Annotated in this window: 11 protein-coding genes; 6 read left to right on the top strand and 5 right to left on the bottom strand. The window is 62.0% G+C overall.

All coding sequences use genetic code 11. From position 1 onward, the window contains the following. Positions 1-8 precede the first annotated feature (8 nt). The 3 genes from JSS27_19715 to JSS27_19725 form a co-directional block, all read right to left on the bottom strand. Positions 9-1,916 carry a cation acetate symporter gene (locus JSS27_19715; GenBank protein ID MBS0211179.1) on the bottom strand — a complete coding sequence of 636 codons (1,908 nt, stop codon included), beginning with the start codon at positions 1,914-1,916 and terminating at the stop codon, positions 9-11. After that, positions 1,916-2,236 (bottom strand): DUF485 domain-containing protein, encoded by a 321-nt coding sequence (locus JSS27_19720; protein MBS0211180.1) that lies wholly within the window; start codon positions 2,234-2,236, stop codon positions 1,916-1,918. The genes JSS27_19715 and JSS27_19720 overlap by 1 nt, the downstream gene beginning before the upstream one ends. A gap of 221 nt (positions 2,237-2,457) precedes the next feature. After that, complete coding sequence (locus tag JSS27_19725; GenBank protein MBS0211181.1) at positions 2,458-5,502, bottom strand: c-type cytochrome; 3,045 nt, start codon at positions 5,500-5,502, stop codon at positions 2,458-2,460. Between the two features lie 218 nt (positions 5,503-5,720). Here JSS27_19725 and JSS27_19730 point away from each other — a divergent pair, with 218 nt between their 5' ends. Further along, positions 5,721-7,151 carry a DUF1501 domain-containing protein gene (locus JSS27_19730; GenBank protein MBS0211182.1) on the top strand — a complete coding sequence of 477 codons (1,431 nt, stop codon included), beginning with the start codon at positions 5,721-5,723 and terminating at the stop codon, positions 7,149-7,151. A gap of 190 nt (positions 7,152-7,341) precedes the next feature. Here the strand turns inward: JSS27_19730 and JSS27_19735 are convergent, their stop codons facing one another. Beyond that, positions 7,342-8,070, bottom strand: coding sequence for a Bax inhibitor-1/YccA family protein (locus JSS27_19735; protein MBS0211183.1), 729 nt, complete (start codon positions 8,068-8,070; stop codon positions 7,342-7,344). A 260-nt stretch (positions 8,071-8,330) separates the two neighbouring features. Continuing rightward, on the bottom strand, positions 8,331-9,140 hold the full coding sequence (locus JSS27_19740; GenBank protein MBS0211184.1) for an SDR family oxidoreductase: 810 nt from the start codon (positions 9,138-9,140) through the stop codon (positions 8,331-8,333). A gap of 137 nt (positions 9,141-9,277) precedes the next feature. Between JSS27_19740 and JSS27_19745 the strand changes: the two genes are divergently transcribed. From JSS27_19745 to JSS27_19765, 5 genes are all read left to right on the top strand, one after another. Then, positions 9,278-10,738, top strand: coding sequence for a DUF1501 domain-containing protein (locus tag JSS27_19745; protein ID MBS0211185.1), 1,461 nt, complete (start codon positions 9,278-9,280; stop codon positions 10,736-10,738). 201 nt (positions 10,739-10,939) lie between these two features. After that, the gene (locus JSS27_19750) at positions 10,940-12,202 is read left to right on the top strand and encodes a glycosyltransferase family 2 protein (GenBank protein MBS0211186.1); all 1,263 of its coding nucleotides are present in this window, start codon (positions 10,940-10,942) and stop codon (positions 12,200-12,202) included. A gap of 95 nt (positions 12,203-12,297) precedes the next feature. Then, positions 12,298-13,101, top strand: a complete 804-nt coding sequence (locus JSS27_19755) for a class I SAM-dependent methyltransferase (GenBank protein ID MBS0211187.1) — start codon at positions 12,298-12,300, stop codon at positions 13,099-13,101. A gap of 178 nt (positions 13,102-13,279) precedes the next feature. Further along, entirely contained in the window at positions 13,280-14,590 is a 1,311-nt protein-coding gene (locus JSS27_19760; GenBank protein ID MBS0211188.1) for a glycosyltransferase, read from the top strand. Positions 14,591-14,791: 201 nt separating this feature from the next. Continuing rightward, the gene (locus JSS27_19765) at positions 14,792-15,718 is read left to right on the top strand and encodes a hypothetical protein (protein MBS0211189.1); all 927 of its coding nucleotides are present in this window, start codon (positions 14,792-14,794) and stop codon (positions 15,716-15,718) included.

Below are 15,718 nucleotides of genomic sequence, written 5' to 3' on the forward strand. Positions count from 1 at the left end.
TCCCGAGTTTACTGCGCCGCCAGTTCGCGCTTGCGCGTCAGCAGCGAGACGACAATCACGGTCAGGAACCCGAGCGGAATCGTGACGATGCCCGGCTGGCTGAACGGCATCGGCGCGGCGTCGGGGGACAGGCCATAGACGTCCTTGTAAGTGTCGGCGCTCAAGAGAATCCACCCCAGCGAAGTCGTCATGCCGACCAGGATGCCGGCGATGATTCCCTGGCGCGTCGTGCCTCGCCAGAACAGCAGCATGGCCAGCGACGGCATGTTCGCGCCGGCCGCCACGCTAAACGCCCAGCCGACCAGGAACGTGACGTTCATTTTCTCGAACAGAATGCCCAGCACGATCGCGATCAGGCCGACGACCACCGAGCCAATGCGGCCGACGCGGACCTTTTCGTGATCGGTCATCTGTACGCGGAAAAACCCGGTGAGCAAATCATGGACCACCGCCCCGGCGGCGGCGACGATCAAGCCGGCCACCGTCCCCAGCACCGTCGTAAAGGCGATGGCCGAGATGACCGCGAATAGGAGCTCGCCGAATGACTTGGCCAACAGCGGCGCGGCCATGTTTGAATTGGTCACGTCGATCGCCCCGCTGGTCATGGCCCCCAGGCCGATAAACAACGTCAGCACGTAAAAGAACCCGATGCTGGCGATTCCGACCACCGTGCTTTTACGGGCGGCGGCTTGATCTTTCACCGTGTAATAACGAATGAGGATGTGGGGCAACGAGGCCGTGCCACAGAATAGAGCCAGCATTAGCGACAAGAAGTTCAGCTTGTACGAGAACCCTTCCTTGCGAAGGCCGGCGAACGTGGGGCTGTTGCCGGGCACGAGGACGTCGGCCCCTGACGTCGGCGTCGCATGGTAAACCGTCGTGACCGAGCCATCATCTTCATTGACCTTGGCCTTGTCTTCGGACCAGAGGAGGATCGTGCTCTTTTCGAGCGTGCTGAAGAAAGGAATTGGCCCCAACGGACCCGTCGACGTCTTTCCGTCGGGCAGTTTTACCACGGTGCCGACGGGAAACAGGTCGCGTTCCCCTTCGTTGTGTCCCCAAGGCTTGCCATCGACAAGTTTTGTACCATCGTCGGTGACGGTGATCGTCTGGCATTCGATGTACGTCTTGACGCCGTCGATGGTCGCCGGCTTCCACACCATGACCTCGCCTGTGTTGGGATCGCGCGTGCGCACGTAAGGCCGGCCGACCCACGGCCCGCTGGCCGGGATGATATTCGCTTCGCTCAGAACTTCTGACATGAGCGGTCGAGAAACTGTGCTTGCATCGCCCGAGACGTTGAACCCGCGGTTCAGGATCATCAGTGTCAAGATCGTGCTGAACACGACCAGCAGCGAGCCTTTCAGGAACTGCACGTACGTCGTCGAAACCATGCCGGCCGTGACGACAATCAACACCACGACGGCCCCCACCAGACAGACCCCCGTGGCGTGGTCGAACCCCAACAGCGGTTTGACCAGCGCCCCGGCGCCGACCATTTGCGGAATCAGATAGAACACGCTCACGACCAGCGTGCTGATGCCGGCGACGAGCTTGATGCCCGGCGATTGGAACTTGGCGTCGAGCGCGTCGGCAAAGGTGAACCGCCCCAGACGCTTGAGCGGCTCGGCCACCACGAACAAGGCGACGACCCAGCCGGCCAGGTAACCGATCGAGTACAAGAAGCCGTCGTAGCCATAAAAGGCGATCATCCCGCAAATGCCCAGGAACGATGCAGCCGAAAGATAGTCGCCGGCAAACGCCACGCCGTTGACGAACCAGTGGATTTGACCACCGGCGGCAAAATAGCTGCTGGCCGAGCGCGTGCGGCGGCCGAAGTAAAAGCTCAGCCCGAGCGTCAAGCCAACAAAGACCGCGAACACCAGCACCGCGGTCAGCGAAGCGTCGTACTTCATTACTGTTCGTTCCCCGTTCGGGTCGAATCGTTCGTCGATTGCGCCACGGCCCCTCGCGGCGCGCGGCAGAGCCAGCCATAGACCAGTGCCAGCAGGAGTGCCGCCACGATCAGGCCAAAGCCGTAGAGAATGGCCGTGTTGATCCCGGCCAGCGGTTGTTGCCGCATCACGTCGGGCTGGAAGGCGACCAGCACGACGTACGTGGCGTAAAACGCCAGGTAGACCAGGAACAGAACCATGCCGCGCCGGGCGTTGCGCGCGGCCATCTCGGCAGTTTCGGTTTCGACCGATTCACTCGGCCCGTGATCCATTCCGACCATGCTTCAGTCTCGCGTGTTCTGGTTCAATGAAGACTAACCACGACGACACAACGGCACGACGTGGGGAAATGACGAATGACGAAATCCGAATGACGAAAAATGTTAAGCCTCAATGACCAATCAATGCTCACACTCCCCCACCCTCTACTCCCCCACACCCCCACCTCTTTCCCACGTCGTGCCCGTCGTGTCGTCGTGGTCGATTTCGTCTTTCTAATCAATCACTTGCTCGGCGCGGCCGTGTCGGGCAGTCGTTTGGCCGTCGGGTCGGTTGGCGGCTTGTCGAGCATCAGGTACGCGAACAGGTCGGCCAGCTCTTGCTTGTTCAATAGCTTCTCGACACCCTCGGGCATCAGCGATAGCTTGCTGACGTCCATTTCGTCGATGTCGCCGCGGGCGATGGTTTCGAGCTTGCCCCCTTGCAGCTTGAGGACGACGCGCTGGGCGTTGTCCTCGGCCACCAGCCCGGTCAGCACACGCCCGTCGGTGGTGATGACCGTGCGGGCCAAGTACGCGCCGCCGATGACCAGGCTCGGGTCAAACACGTTCGACAGGAGCTGCTCGAGCGAACTACGGCCATTCACCGTGATGTCGGGGCCGACTTCCTGACCCTGGCCGTACAGCTTGTGGCACTGGCCGCAGAGCTTTTGAAAGACCGCCACGCCGGCGTGCGGGTCACCCTTGGCGCCGCGCAGGTAGTTGCGCATGTCGGTGACGACGCGTTCACGGTTCGGGTTGCGTTCGATCCGCACGGTGCCCCAGGTGGCGGCGACGAACTTGGCCAACTCGGGATCTTTCAGGGCTTGCAACTGGCGAACCTGATTGACGTTGACCGCGCTAGCGGCGATTTGCTTGGCTTCGACCGCCTTGAGCAGCGCACGACTCCAAGTCGGCCGCTGGGTCAGCAGCTCGATCACCTGCGGCTGTAGCTCGGGTTCAAGTTGCGGGTAAGCCGCCAATACTACGTCAGCCACGGCGTCATCGTGCGAGCGACCGAGGGCTTCGATCATGCCGCGCTTGAGGTTAAGTGTTGTCTCTTTCCTCGTGAGGATGCCAGCTATTGGCTTGAGATAGCTTTGGCCTCTACCGGCGATCAACGCGCGGAGTGCTTGAAGCTGACGATCGTGGGCCACTTGGCCCTTCGCCAGCGTGTTCCCCTCGTTTGTGAGAAAGCTATGGGCAACGGCCAAGGCATCGGAGTCGCCCCACGTTGCGCCCAGGATCACTTCTTCGATCCAGAGATCATTTTTGTCCGAGGATGCACCAGCCAGACCGGGCAGGATTGTGCTTCGCAACCGCGCACTCCGATTGCCGGAGATTTCACCCGACTGAATCTTCGACGCAAGGATCGCCACGCATCGACCGGCAAGCTTCTCGCCTTGGGGACCAAGCGCGCGAAGATCCAGGAACTTTGCATAAAGTCTCGGGTCGGCATTCTCGTTGCTTAGCAGTTTATCAAACGCACGTGGGACGATTGCGACCAACGCCGATCGTGGGTCAAAATCATTTGTTCGGTATTTCAGTTGGCCGAGAAAACTGAATTGAGCGTCCTTGTTTTCAAGTAGCGGATAAAGGTTTTGCCAAACGATATGTGGTATGAGTGGGTCATCAAACGGCTGGCTTGCCACTTGCATCAAAATCAAGATAGCCTCCGTGTCATTCCTAGCCAATTTTCGCGAGCCTGCCGCCAGTTGGAGCAAAATGTCAGGGGACTTTGTACCTTCGATCATCCCCACGGCTATCAAGCGAATCTTCTCGGGGGTGTCGCCTTGCGCTGCGGCGCGTACGCCCCAGGCCGCGAATGAAGGGTTACTGTCGATGCCCACGAGCAACATCGCATTGAATTCCTCGGGCAATGGTCCACAAGCGATGCGAGCCCAAAGCGCCAGCAGGCGTTCCCTGGTGGGCCTGGAAAAATCCAGGACCAACTGTTCCAGCTTGGTCTTGATTTCCGGCGTCGCCCGCTCCCAGAGCACCCGGCGCGCCAGGTCGCGGTACAAGTCATTGCCGCTGCTCAAGCGCGCGATCAACTCATCGTCGCTTTCCTTGCTCATGTCGAACGGCTTGGCCCGCGGCGTGTCCTGGTAGCGCACGCGGTACAGACGTCCCTTCAGTCGGTCGATCCCTTCGGGATCGTGCCGCGCGTCCTGGTAACAGTGATACCGGTCGTACCAATCCAGAATGTACAGGCAGCCATCCGGCCCGGTCTTTTGCACCACCGGCATGAACCAGACATCGTTCGCCGTCAAAAAGTCCGGCTCGGGCTTCCCTTCGTACGTCGAGCCCTTCCGCTCCAAGCGATCGCTGTTAATGCAGCCGCCGTGGATGTTCCCCATGTACAGCTTCTGGCGATACTGCTCGGGGTAGGCGTCGCTGTCGTAGTAATGCAGGCCACAGTAAGCCGCCATCTGGTGCTTGTGCTTGACGATCGATTCGATCTTCCAAGTGAATGGCGGATATGGTCCCCCTTGGCGGTGGTAATAGCCGGTCTCGACCAGGTGCCAAAGGTGATCGATCACGCAAGCGCTGACGAACGCGCTTCCTTCAACGTCCCAGGCCACGCCCCACGGGTTGCTCGTCCCTTCGCAGAACAGTTCAAACTTGCGCGTCCGGGGATGGATGCGGAACAGCGCGCAGGTGAACTCGTACTTCTTTCCTTGGTTCTCGACGACCGACGGGTTGAATACGCCGTTCAGGCCATAGAGCCAGCCATCGGGTCCCCAGGTGAGCGAGTTGGGCAGCTCGTGAGTGTCGGCGCGGCCAAAGCCCGTGACGACAACTTCCTGCTTGTCGGCCCGGCCGTCCCCGTCAGTGTCTTGCAGGAAGAGAATGTCCGGTGCGTTGGCGACCCAGACGCCGCCGGCGCCGACGGCAATGCCCGAGGGAATGTTCAGCCCTTCGGCGAAAACAGTCACCTTGTCGACGCGGCCGTCGCTATCGGTGTCTTCGAGCACCTTCACGCGGTCGCGCCCCGGCCCGGCCGACGAGCGCGGATACTCGAAGCTCTCGGTGATCCAAATGCGTCCGCGCTCGTCGAACGTCATGGCCACCGGGTTGACGATATCGGGTTCCGACGCGACCAGTTCGACTTTGAACCCCTCGGGGACGGTCATCTGCTTGATCGCGTCGGCCGGCGACAGCGCCGGCCCGGGGGGCTTGGACTGCCGGCGCGGGATGAACGGCTCGTTCTCGGCCGCTGGGGCCGAGATCACCACGACCCAAAAGGCACTTAGGAGTAGCAAGACGCGCGCAGAGAATCGATCCATAAAACTTTGGTCGTAACAGGCCGAGGGCGTGAAATGCGGCGCACGGGCGCGCGAGCCAAAACGCCATTAAATCTGCCGCCGATAGGTGTCGCAAGCAGCCATGAGCGTCCGGCGGCCGATTTATCTTGTTCGCCCGTCGCCGAAGGTGCATATTTGAGAGAGCTTCCCACGCCGTGGCCCGCCTCCCGCCCCTGCCCCAGCAACTTCGAGCCCCCGCGATGCTGCGCTTTTTTGGTTCGGTCAACCAATCGGGTAGCCTGGCACGACGCGAAGTGCTGCGCCTGGGAGGATTGGCGGGTCTGGCGGCGTTGCAGCCAAATCTGACCCGCGCGGCCGAAGCAGCGTCGCCGCCGCGTTGGCCGGGCTTTGGCCGAGCCAAATCGGTGCTGCTGGTTTACACCAGCGGCGGGCAAAGCCAGCTCGAAACGTGGGATCCCAAGCCCGACGCTCCCGAGGGGATTCGCAGCCAGTTCGCGCCGATTCAAACCGCGGTGCCGGGCGTGCTGTTCGGCGAGCACACGCCCCGGCTGGCGCGACTGGCCGATCGATTCACCGTGGTCCGTAGCCTGTCGCACGACGACCTGGACCACGGCTCGGCGACCTATCTGGCCCTGACCGGCCGGATGCACCGTCGCAAGTCATCGAACCCGCCCCCGTCGCCGATTGACGATCCGACCTACGGCGCGGTGTTACGCCGGGTACGGCCGAGCGATCGATTTCCCTATGACGCGGTTTATCTGAACGGCCCGGCCCAGGTGCCGGTGCTGGTCGCGCCGGGACAGACGGCGGGGTTCTTGGGACGCGACTTCGATCCGCTTTGGCTGGGGGATGTCAGCCAGGGGCCGATTGCGATCGGCGGGCTGGAAAACCTGCCCGAGCTACCACCGCTGCGCTTATCGGCGCGCGAGCAATTGCGCGCGTCGATCGATCAGCATGTTGGCCAGCTCGAGCGCGACAAGGCGGCGCTCGATATGAATCACCTGTATCGCCAGGCGTTCGAGTTGCTGTCGTCGCCCCACTGTCGCGAGGCGTTCGATCTGTCGCGCGAGCCCGAGGCGCTGCGCGATCGCTATGGCCGCCATCGGACGGGCCAGGCATGCCTGCTGGCGCGACGGTTGATCGAGGCGGGCGTACCGCTGGTCACGGTGGTCTGGAATCTGTCAAACCGCGGGCAGGATTTGTCGCCTGAGGAGACCGACGCCTATGGCTGGGATACGCACAACGACATTTTCTCGGCACTCAAGACGCATTTGCTGCCGCGCTTCGACGCTACATTCTCGACGTTGCTCGAAGATTTGGACGCGCGCGGCTTGCTGGAGACCACGCTCGTCGTATGCATGGGCGAGTTCGGCCGCGCGCCGCGAATTGCGATCGAGCCGGGCTTCAAGGGGACGTACCCGGGGCGGAAGCATTGGGCCAGCGTTTACTCGGCCATCGTCGCCGGGGCGGGCGTGCGGCGCGGGGCGGTATTTGGCGCGTCGGACGAGATCGCCGGCCAGCCGCGCAGCGATCGGGTCGGCCCGTGGGACATGGCGGCGACGATGTTCTCGGCCTTGGGGATCGACCCGACGGGCGAGTATCACGATCAACTCGGCCGGCCCTTTCCGATCACGGTCGGCAAGCCGATTGCCGGGCTGTATGGGGCGTGAATTGCGCCGAGCACTCTGATCTCGGCGCATGAAAAAAGGCCCAGTGGTTTCACCCACTGGGCCGGTGTGTGAGTTGGTGATGTACCGTCGCGTGCGCTAGCCGTCATTCCCGCGCAGGCGGGAATCTAGACGCTAAGCGTCACCACTAGATTCCCGCCTGCGCGGGAATGACGGGCATCTGGTTGATTCTTCAATCCCGGCTGCGCAGCTTGGCGAGCAAGCGGAGGATTTCCATGTAGAGCCAAACCAGCGTGACCATCAAGGCGAACGCACCGTACCATTCCATGTAGCGTGGCGCCCGTTGTTCGACGCCGGTTTGGATGAAGTCGAAGTCGAGCACCAAATTTAGCGCCGCGATCACGACCACGAACAGCGAGAAGCCGATTCCGACCCAGCCCGAGTCAAACACGCCGGGAATCTGGACGTGGAAGAAGCCGAGGACCATCGCCACCAGGTAGAACAAGGCAATGCCCCCGGTGGCCGCCATGATGCCCAGCTTGAAGTTTTCGGTCGGACGCACCAGGCCAGTGGAGTAAACGGCCAGCAAGCCGGCCAGGACGCTGAACGTGAGCCCCATCGCCTGGAAGGCGATGCCGGGATAGCTGGCGTTGAAAAATAGCGAAATCGCGCCGAGCGCGGCCCCTTCGGCCAAGGCGTACAGCGGCGCGGTCACCGGCGCCCACGAAGGTTTGATCGTGGTGGCGATGGCCAGCACCAGGCCGGCGATCGTGCCGCCGATCAATGCCAGACCGGCGAACTCGGCGAGCGACGGCGTCCAGACAAAGCTGGCCGACAGGACGCAAAGCCCCAGCAGAATGGCCGTCTTGATGGCCGTGCCGCCGAGGGTCATCGAGGTCGGCGTGGCGTATTCAAAGTTCTTGAAGACGTTTTCGGTAAGTGTCGGATTGCCCGATTGCATGGTTCGCGTTCCTTGTTGGTCAGTTGTCCGTGGTCAGTAGTCAGTTGTGTGTTGAGTTCGTGGCTCGCGCGATGAACACCCCTCCCTGTCAGGGAGGGGCTGGGGGAGGGTAGACGCGCTAACGAGCTTGTGGCTTACCCCTCACCCCGCTCACTTCGTTCGCGACCCTCTCCCGCAAGGGGCGAGGGTAGAATGCAGTTGACGCCTACTAATCATACGTCACCCAAGGCGTTTTGGCACGATGCATTCACCCCAAGTCATTACGAATGCATCACTTGGCCGCCGTCGACATTCACGGTTTGTCCCGTGATGTTGGCCGCGCGCCTCGAGGCCAGGAACACCGCCGCGTTGGCGATGTCGCCGGGTTCTTGCCAGCGGCCCAGCGGCGCGATGCGGCGCACCTTCTCATCGGCCCATTCTTCGTAAGTGCGCTGCTGCTCAGTCGGTTGTTGCGCGTTCCAAGCTTGCCAGACCGAACGATTCAGGTCGGTCTTGATCATGCCCGGGCTGATCACGTTCACGCGCACGTTGTGTGGCGCCAGATCCTTGGCCGCGCACTGCGCAAAGTTAATTACGGCGGCTTTCGAGGCGCTGTAGGGGGGATCGGTTTGCGAGCCGATCTGCGCGGCCACCGAGGCGATGAACAACATCGTTCCGTTCCGCGCCTTGACCAGATGAGGCGCAAAGGCGTGGGCCGAGTTGACCGTGCCCAGCACGTTCACGTCGAGCACGCGCGACCAGTCGGCCGGCTCCAGGTTCCAGAACGGAAAACCATACTTTCCTGAACCGATCGCGGCCGCGACCACCACATGATCGACACGACCGAAGTTGGTGATGATTTGCTGTGCGACTTGTTCGAGCCCGCGGTAGTGAACAATGTCGGCCACGTAGCCCAGGCAGTTAACCTTTGAGGCCGACTGCAAATCGTGCCCGACTTGCGAGACCGCGGCGTCGCGATCGACGATCGCCACGCGACAACCTTCGGCAGCGAACGACTGAGCAATGGCCAGCCCGATGCCTTGCGCGCCGCCGATCACCACCGCCACTTCGCCCGCGAGCCCAAGGTCCATTACTGTGTCCGCCGGTTCTGTAAGGTGAATTCAATTTATGTTGTACGCATCGGGCTTCGCCGATATATTGGAACCCGGCCTGCCTGACCCCGCTTGCGCCGTTGGCTCCCCCCTGCCCCGCCGAAAGTAAGCGCAGCATGACTCACCAGCACTGCCTCGGTCAACTCCACGGCTCGCACGCGTTCGCCGGCTTTCACGGCACGACGCGCGAAGGGTTGATGATCGGCCGTCGCGGCATGCTCAAAGCGGGCCTCGCCGGGGTCGCCGGGTTGACGCTGCCCGAATTGTTGCGTGCCCGCGCCGTCGCCTCGCCGACCGGCGGCAAGGCTGTCGCAGGCAAGAGCGTGATCCTGCTTTGGATGACCGGCGGGCCAAGCCACATTGACACCTGGGATCCCAAGCCGGCGCGCCCATATGAAAACCGCGGGCCGTTCGACGTGGTGCAAACCAAATTACCGGGCGTGCAGATTTGCGAGCATCTGCCCAAGCAAGCGGCCATGCTCGACCGCTTCACGCTGATTCGCTCGGTCGACGCGCGGCACAGCAATCACGAGCCGAATGTCGTGTTCCAGACGGCCAATCTCGAGGCCGAGCCACGCACCAATCGCGAAGCGGAAATGTACCCGGCCATTGCTTCGGTCGTGGCCAAGTCGCACGGGGCCAACTCGCCCGACATGCCGCCGTACGTCGCGTTCATGCGCGCTCGCGGCCACGTGGCCCACGCCGGCTACCTGGGCAAGCAATTCAACCCGTTGCGTGGCAACGACGCGGCCAACCTGCCCGAGTACACCGAGGTGGGGCAGCTTACGGGGCGCATGACTGGTGGCAGTCTGTTCCAGTTGCCCACGGGGCTGACGGTCGATCGGTTGAGCGACCGGCGCGAGCTGATTCATCGCTTCGACCGGATGCGCGCCAGCCTGGACGCCAGCGGCTCGATGGCCGCGCTCGACGTTTATCATCAACAAGCGTTCGAGATGGTCCTGGGCCGCCGAGCGCGCGACGCCTTCGACATTGCGCAAGAACCCGAGCGCGGCCGCGAACGCTATGGCAAACACCTCTGGTGCCAGCAAGCCCTGTTGGCGCGTCGACTGGTCGAAGCCGGCGTGGCCTTCGTGACCATCGACCTGAGCTACCATCCGGCCTCGGGCACCTGGGACACGCACGGCGATAACATTCCGCCGTACGGCGGCATCTCGCGCGGACTGGGACCGTTGTTGCCGCTGTTCGATCATCTGCTGACGACGCTGGTAAGCGATCTCGAAGAGCGCGGACTGCTGGACCAGGTGCTGGTCGTTGCCATGGGCGAGTTTGGCCGCACTCCCTACATGGGCACTCAGGGAAGCACCGACGGCCGGAACCATTGGCCGGTGGTGATGTCGATGAGCCTGGCCGGCGGCGGACTGCGCCATGGTCAGGTGATCGGCGCGACGGAGCGCGACGGCGGGCACATCGCCGAGCGGCCCGTCACGCCGGGCGACTTGGCAGCAACGATCTATCGCCACATGGGCGTGCCGCTGGACATGGCCTATCTCGACACGCGCGGCCGGCCGCGAATGATTCTCGACGCCGGCGGCGTCCCGCTGCGCGAGCTGTTCTAGGGCTTTTTCTCGCCCAAAAAAGGTACGGCACCCCGCCCCTCGGCATTGTTAGGCCCTGGTTTGACTGACGCGGCATGGCAGCCTATTCTGGCCTCTCCCAAGAGGCGTCTTGGCGAAATGCCGGGTGGTCGTGGCAATCGCCTTGTTTTTTAGAGGTTAGGGCGGAGCCAGGAGGCGCTCGGCAAGGAGTTCTTCCTGGATATGAGTTTGATCGCCGTCGCCATCGTCGCGGCCATCGCGATGCTGGTCGGCTTCCAAGCGATGCTGACGATCGGTTACCTGCGCGTTTTACGGCAAGGGGCATTTCCCGTGCGCACAGTTGATGATGAATGTCCGCGCGTAGCGGTGATTCTTTGTCTGCGCGGCGTCGACCCGTTTCTCGAACAAACCCTGCGGCAACTCTTGGCCCAGGATTATCCCAACTTCGACATCCGCATCGTCCTCGACAGCCGCGACGACCCGGCCTGGGCGCTGGTCGAGTCGGTGTTGCAATCGGCGCCGGCGTCGAACGCGCGGGTCGAGTTGCTGGCTCGGCCGCGCGAAGTCTGCACCCTGAAGTGCAGCAGCCTGGTGCAAACGGTCGAGCAGCTTGACGATTCGTACCAAGTCGTGGCCTTGCTCGATGCCGACACGGTGCCGCACGCCACCTGGTTGCGCGAGTTGGTGGCGCCGCTGGCCGCGGCCGACGTGGGGGCGGCGACGGGGAACCGCTGGTATATGCCGACGCACGCTTCGTGGGGCGCGATCACGCGTTATCTTTGGAACGCCGCGGCCGTGGTCCAGATGTACTGGTACCGAATCGCCTGGGGGGGCACGTTGGCCATTAAGCTTTCGGCGCTACGCGAGTCGGGCTTACTCGAGCGCTGGGGGCACGCCTTCTGTGAAGATACGATGACGTTCAGCGCGCTGCGCCGGCTGGGGTTGCGCGTGCAGTTTGTGCCTTCGCTGTTGATGGTCAACCGCGAAGATTGTTCCTGCACCGGTTTCTTCCGTTGGATGCGGCGGCAACTGCTGGCCGCTCGGCTGTATCACCCCGGCTGGCTGGCCGTGGTGGCGCACGGCCTGGGGGTGGTGGCGCTGTTGTTCGTCGCGTTGGTGTGCGGAATCGTGGCGCTGGTGACTGGGCAGACCGTGCTCTTTTGGGGCATGGTCGCGCTGGGCGTTGCTTATTTCTGCTCGACCTTTTTGCTGGCCCGGTTGATGGAGCGAGTAGCAGGCCGCGTCGTGGCAGCGCGCGGCGAGCCCAACCGCTGGATGACCACGGGAACCGCGGTGCGATGCTTACTGGCGATGCCGGCGGCACACCTTTTGCACGCGGTTGCGATGTTGACCGCGATCTTCGTGCGTCGCGTCGATTGGCGCGGCGTGCAGTATGAAATTGGTGGACCCTTCGCGGTCAAGCTGGTGCGATACGAACCGTTTCGCGCCGCGGCAGACGAGCTTCAAACCATGAAATCCTTGTAGGGCGGACAATGCAGGCGGGCAGGACCGACGAAGCGGCAGAATGTGTGCGCTGCAATGTCTGCGACAAGCCAGGCACCTTGGCCGAGGCGTCCGACGTGGTGCGGATCGCCTCGAATATCCGTCGACACAGCCAGGAAAAATTCACGGTGTGGCGATGTGCAAATTGTCGGTCATTGCACTGTAAGGAAGCGATCGACCTGGACCATTACTACTCGGACTATTTTACCGCCAGTCATCGCCTCGATTGGGTTACACGGTTGAGCTACGACGTCCGTCTGCGCTGGCTAAGGCGACAAGGGTATCGCAAAGCGCATTGCCTACTGGACTATGGTTGTGGGTCCGGAGCGTTCATCGAATACTTGCGAGGACGCGGCTACCAGGCGTTCGGCTACGACCCATATAGTGAGAGCTTCGGAGACAGATCGCTCTTGAGCCGGCGGTTCGATGTCGTCACAAGCTGGGACGTCATTGAACATGTCTCAGACCCCCGCTCCATGTTGTCGCAACAGGCGGAACTCGTTCAGGACGATGGCTTGCTGCTTGTGGGAACACCTGAAGCTGGCGGCATCGATCTCCAGCGACCCCACACAGTCGAACTGCACCAGCCCTATCATCGGCACATTCTGTCCGAGCGGGCGCTGGTCGATTTGGCGGCGCAAATCGGTTGGCACGCCGTGGAAATCAAGCGTCGCTACCATCTCGACACCCTGGTTCCGGTGGTTAATACTCGATTCATCTGGGAATATGTTTACGCCAACGACAACCTCCTGGATGTGGTCGTGGAATCGCCTCGATTCGCGTGTGTTTTCCAGTCGCCGCGATTGTTGTTTTTCAGCGTGGCGGGCTATTTTTTTCCTCCGCGACAAGCGATGCAGGTTTTCTTTCGTCGTGTTCGTTGAAGAAACATGAAGGACCGTGCGTTGGCGATCAGGGGACGAGTGACGGCCTTTCGTTGGCCGGGGGCAATGCAGGTGAGATGTGGCCAATCGATCCGCTGCACTCAGGGTTTGTCATCCAGCGCGAATGACGCTGATTGGCTTGATTTAGAAACGTCAGTTCGATAAGCCGGGCGGGGCTATGAAAACTTTATTGTTTCCGGTGGGAACGCATGGTGATGTAAACCCGTTTGTCGGCATCGCCCTGGAATTGAAAAGACGCGGGCATCAACCGGCAATCGTCACGAACCGTTCGTTTGGCGAAATGGTACGGAGTCAAGGGGTCGACTTTCTCGGATTGGAGTCGTTTCAAGACGTTGGGGCGTTTCTCAAGAACCCTGATGTCTGGAACCCGCGGACAGGTTGGCGTCTGGCCGGACGCTGGGGGACCTTGGAGCCGATGCGCGAAACGTATCGAGTGATCGCCGACCATTATGTTCCGGGCCAGACGGTCGTCGTGGCGGCGTATAGCTCGTTTGGAGCGCGCATCGCCAACGAAAGATTGGGAGTTCCGTTGGCCACGGTGGTGCTCGAGCCCGACAAGCTGCGTAGCGAGTTCAAGACCTCGATCATGCCACGCCCCATGCTGCTGGCGGATTGGGTGCCGCGTTCGCTCAAACGGGCCCAGTTTTATGTCCTTGACCGCTGGTTCATCGATCGTTTCGTGGGAGCCGAGACGAATGCCTTTCGGGCCGAATTGGGGCTTCCTCCCGCGCGTGACTTTTTGCGCAGCTGGTGTCTCTCGCCCGATTGCGTGTTGGCGATGTTTCCCGATTGGTTTGCGCCGCCACAGCCAGACTGGCCTTGCAACTTGTCCGTAACAGGGTTCCCGCTTTGGGATCCTGACTTCTCGGATGCGGCGGTTCAGGAGCTGCGCCGTTTTTGTGATGACGGAACTCCGCCGATCGTATTCACGCCAGGTTCGGGAATGCAAACAGGAAAACAATTCTTCAGGACGGCAATTGAATGCTGCCAGGCTTTGAACCGTCGCGGCGTTCTCCTGACGCGGTTTAGCGAACATGTGCCGGCCAAGCTTCCTCAAGGGGTCGTGCGCATGGGGTTCGTGCCGCTACCAATCCTGTTGCGTCGCGCGGCGGCCTTTGTTTACCACGGCGGCATTGGTTCGATGGGACATGCCTTGGCGGCTGGCGTGCCGCAGTTGATCATGCCCATGGCGTTTAATCAGCCAGACGACGCCGCCCGGCTCAAACGACTGGGCGTTGCCGAGGTAGTTTCTCCGCGCGCGTTTCGCACGCCTCGCGTGGTTCGCGCACTGCGGGCGCTGCTCGATTCCTCGTCGGTCGCCGATCGCTGCCGTGAGATCTCCCGAAAAATGACGGCTACCGAGCCCTTGGCCGCGGCGTGCGACGCGATTGAAAGCTTGGCTGGAAGCGATTTGAGTCGGACGCCAAAGGCGGATCGTCGGGACACGAGGCGCCTGGTGAGTCGTTGATTTTGGGCCGCCGTTTCGCGTCTATGGCCGACGAGAGAAACTGCCGCAAAACCTCGATCCACCGGCTGCGGCCACGCCCGCGCTTGTGGTATGCTATTAGCGATGGATGCGACTTGACGCGAACGGATTCGAGCCGCGTGAAAACCACTCAACCGTTCGGAAACGATGTCAGCCAGTACTTCTTGCCAGACCTCCGCGGCCTTGACTCGCGCTTCAGAATTCGCTCGCCCGCGGGTCACGCTGCTGGCCATTCCCAAGCCGTTCGTCGGTCACATCGGCGTGATCCAGCGCAATGCGTTGGCGAGTTGGGCTCGGCTTTCGCCGCGACCGCAGATTCTGTTGTTTGGCGACGACGCCGGCGTGGCCGAGGCAGCCGCCGAATTCGGGGCGACACACGTGTCGGTGGCCCGCAACGAGCAAGGGACGCCGCTACTAAGCGACATGTTCCACCAGGGGCGACGGCACGCCGAGCACGACACGATCGTCTATACGAACTCGGACATCATGCTGTTCGACGATCTGCTCGACGCGATCGCCCGGGTACGCGCGGAACAGTTGGCACGGTTCTTGATCATCGGCCGGCGAACCGACGTCAACATTTACGACGTGATCGACGACACGGCGCCTGATTGGATGGCCAAACTCGACGCCCAAGTAACCACCGCAGGGCGCTTAGCCGCGCAAGTGTGCAAGGACTACTTCGTCTTTCGCCGAGAGCAGTACGCCGAGATGCCCGAGTTCGCCGTCGGCCGCGCGAATTGGGACAACTGGATGGTGTATCACGCCCACGAGCGACAGGTGCCGGTCATTGACGTGACCGAGTGCGTGCGCGTGATTCATCAGAATCACGACTATGCCCACCTGCCAGGGGGCAAGTCCGCGACGTACCTGAATGGCACCGAAGCCAAGCGCAACAAGCAACTGGCCGGTGGTTCGCACCTGGTGTCGGGTTCGGTGGCCGATTGGCGGCTGACGCCCGCGGGGCTCAAACGAATTGACGCACGCTGGCCAATCGTGCCGTTTCTGGCCGATGCGTTCAGCTTTGGTCGACTGGTACTGGAACTGGTGGGGCTGAAGCGAGTTGACTGGCGCGAAGCGCCGACCGTCGAACATTCGGCGAAGTCGTAA

Source organism: Planctomycetota bacterium, from assembly GCA_018242585.1.
Classification (GTDB): Bacteria; Planctomycetota; Planctomycetia; order Pirellulales; family PNKZ01; genus JAFEBQ01.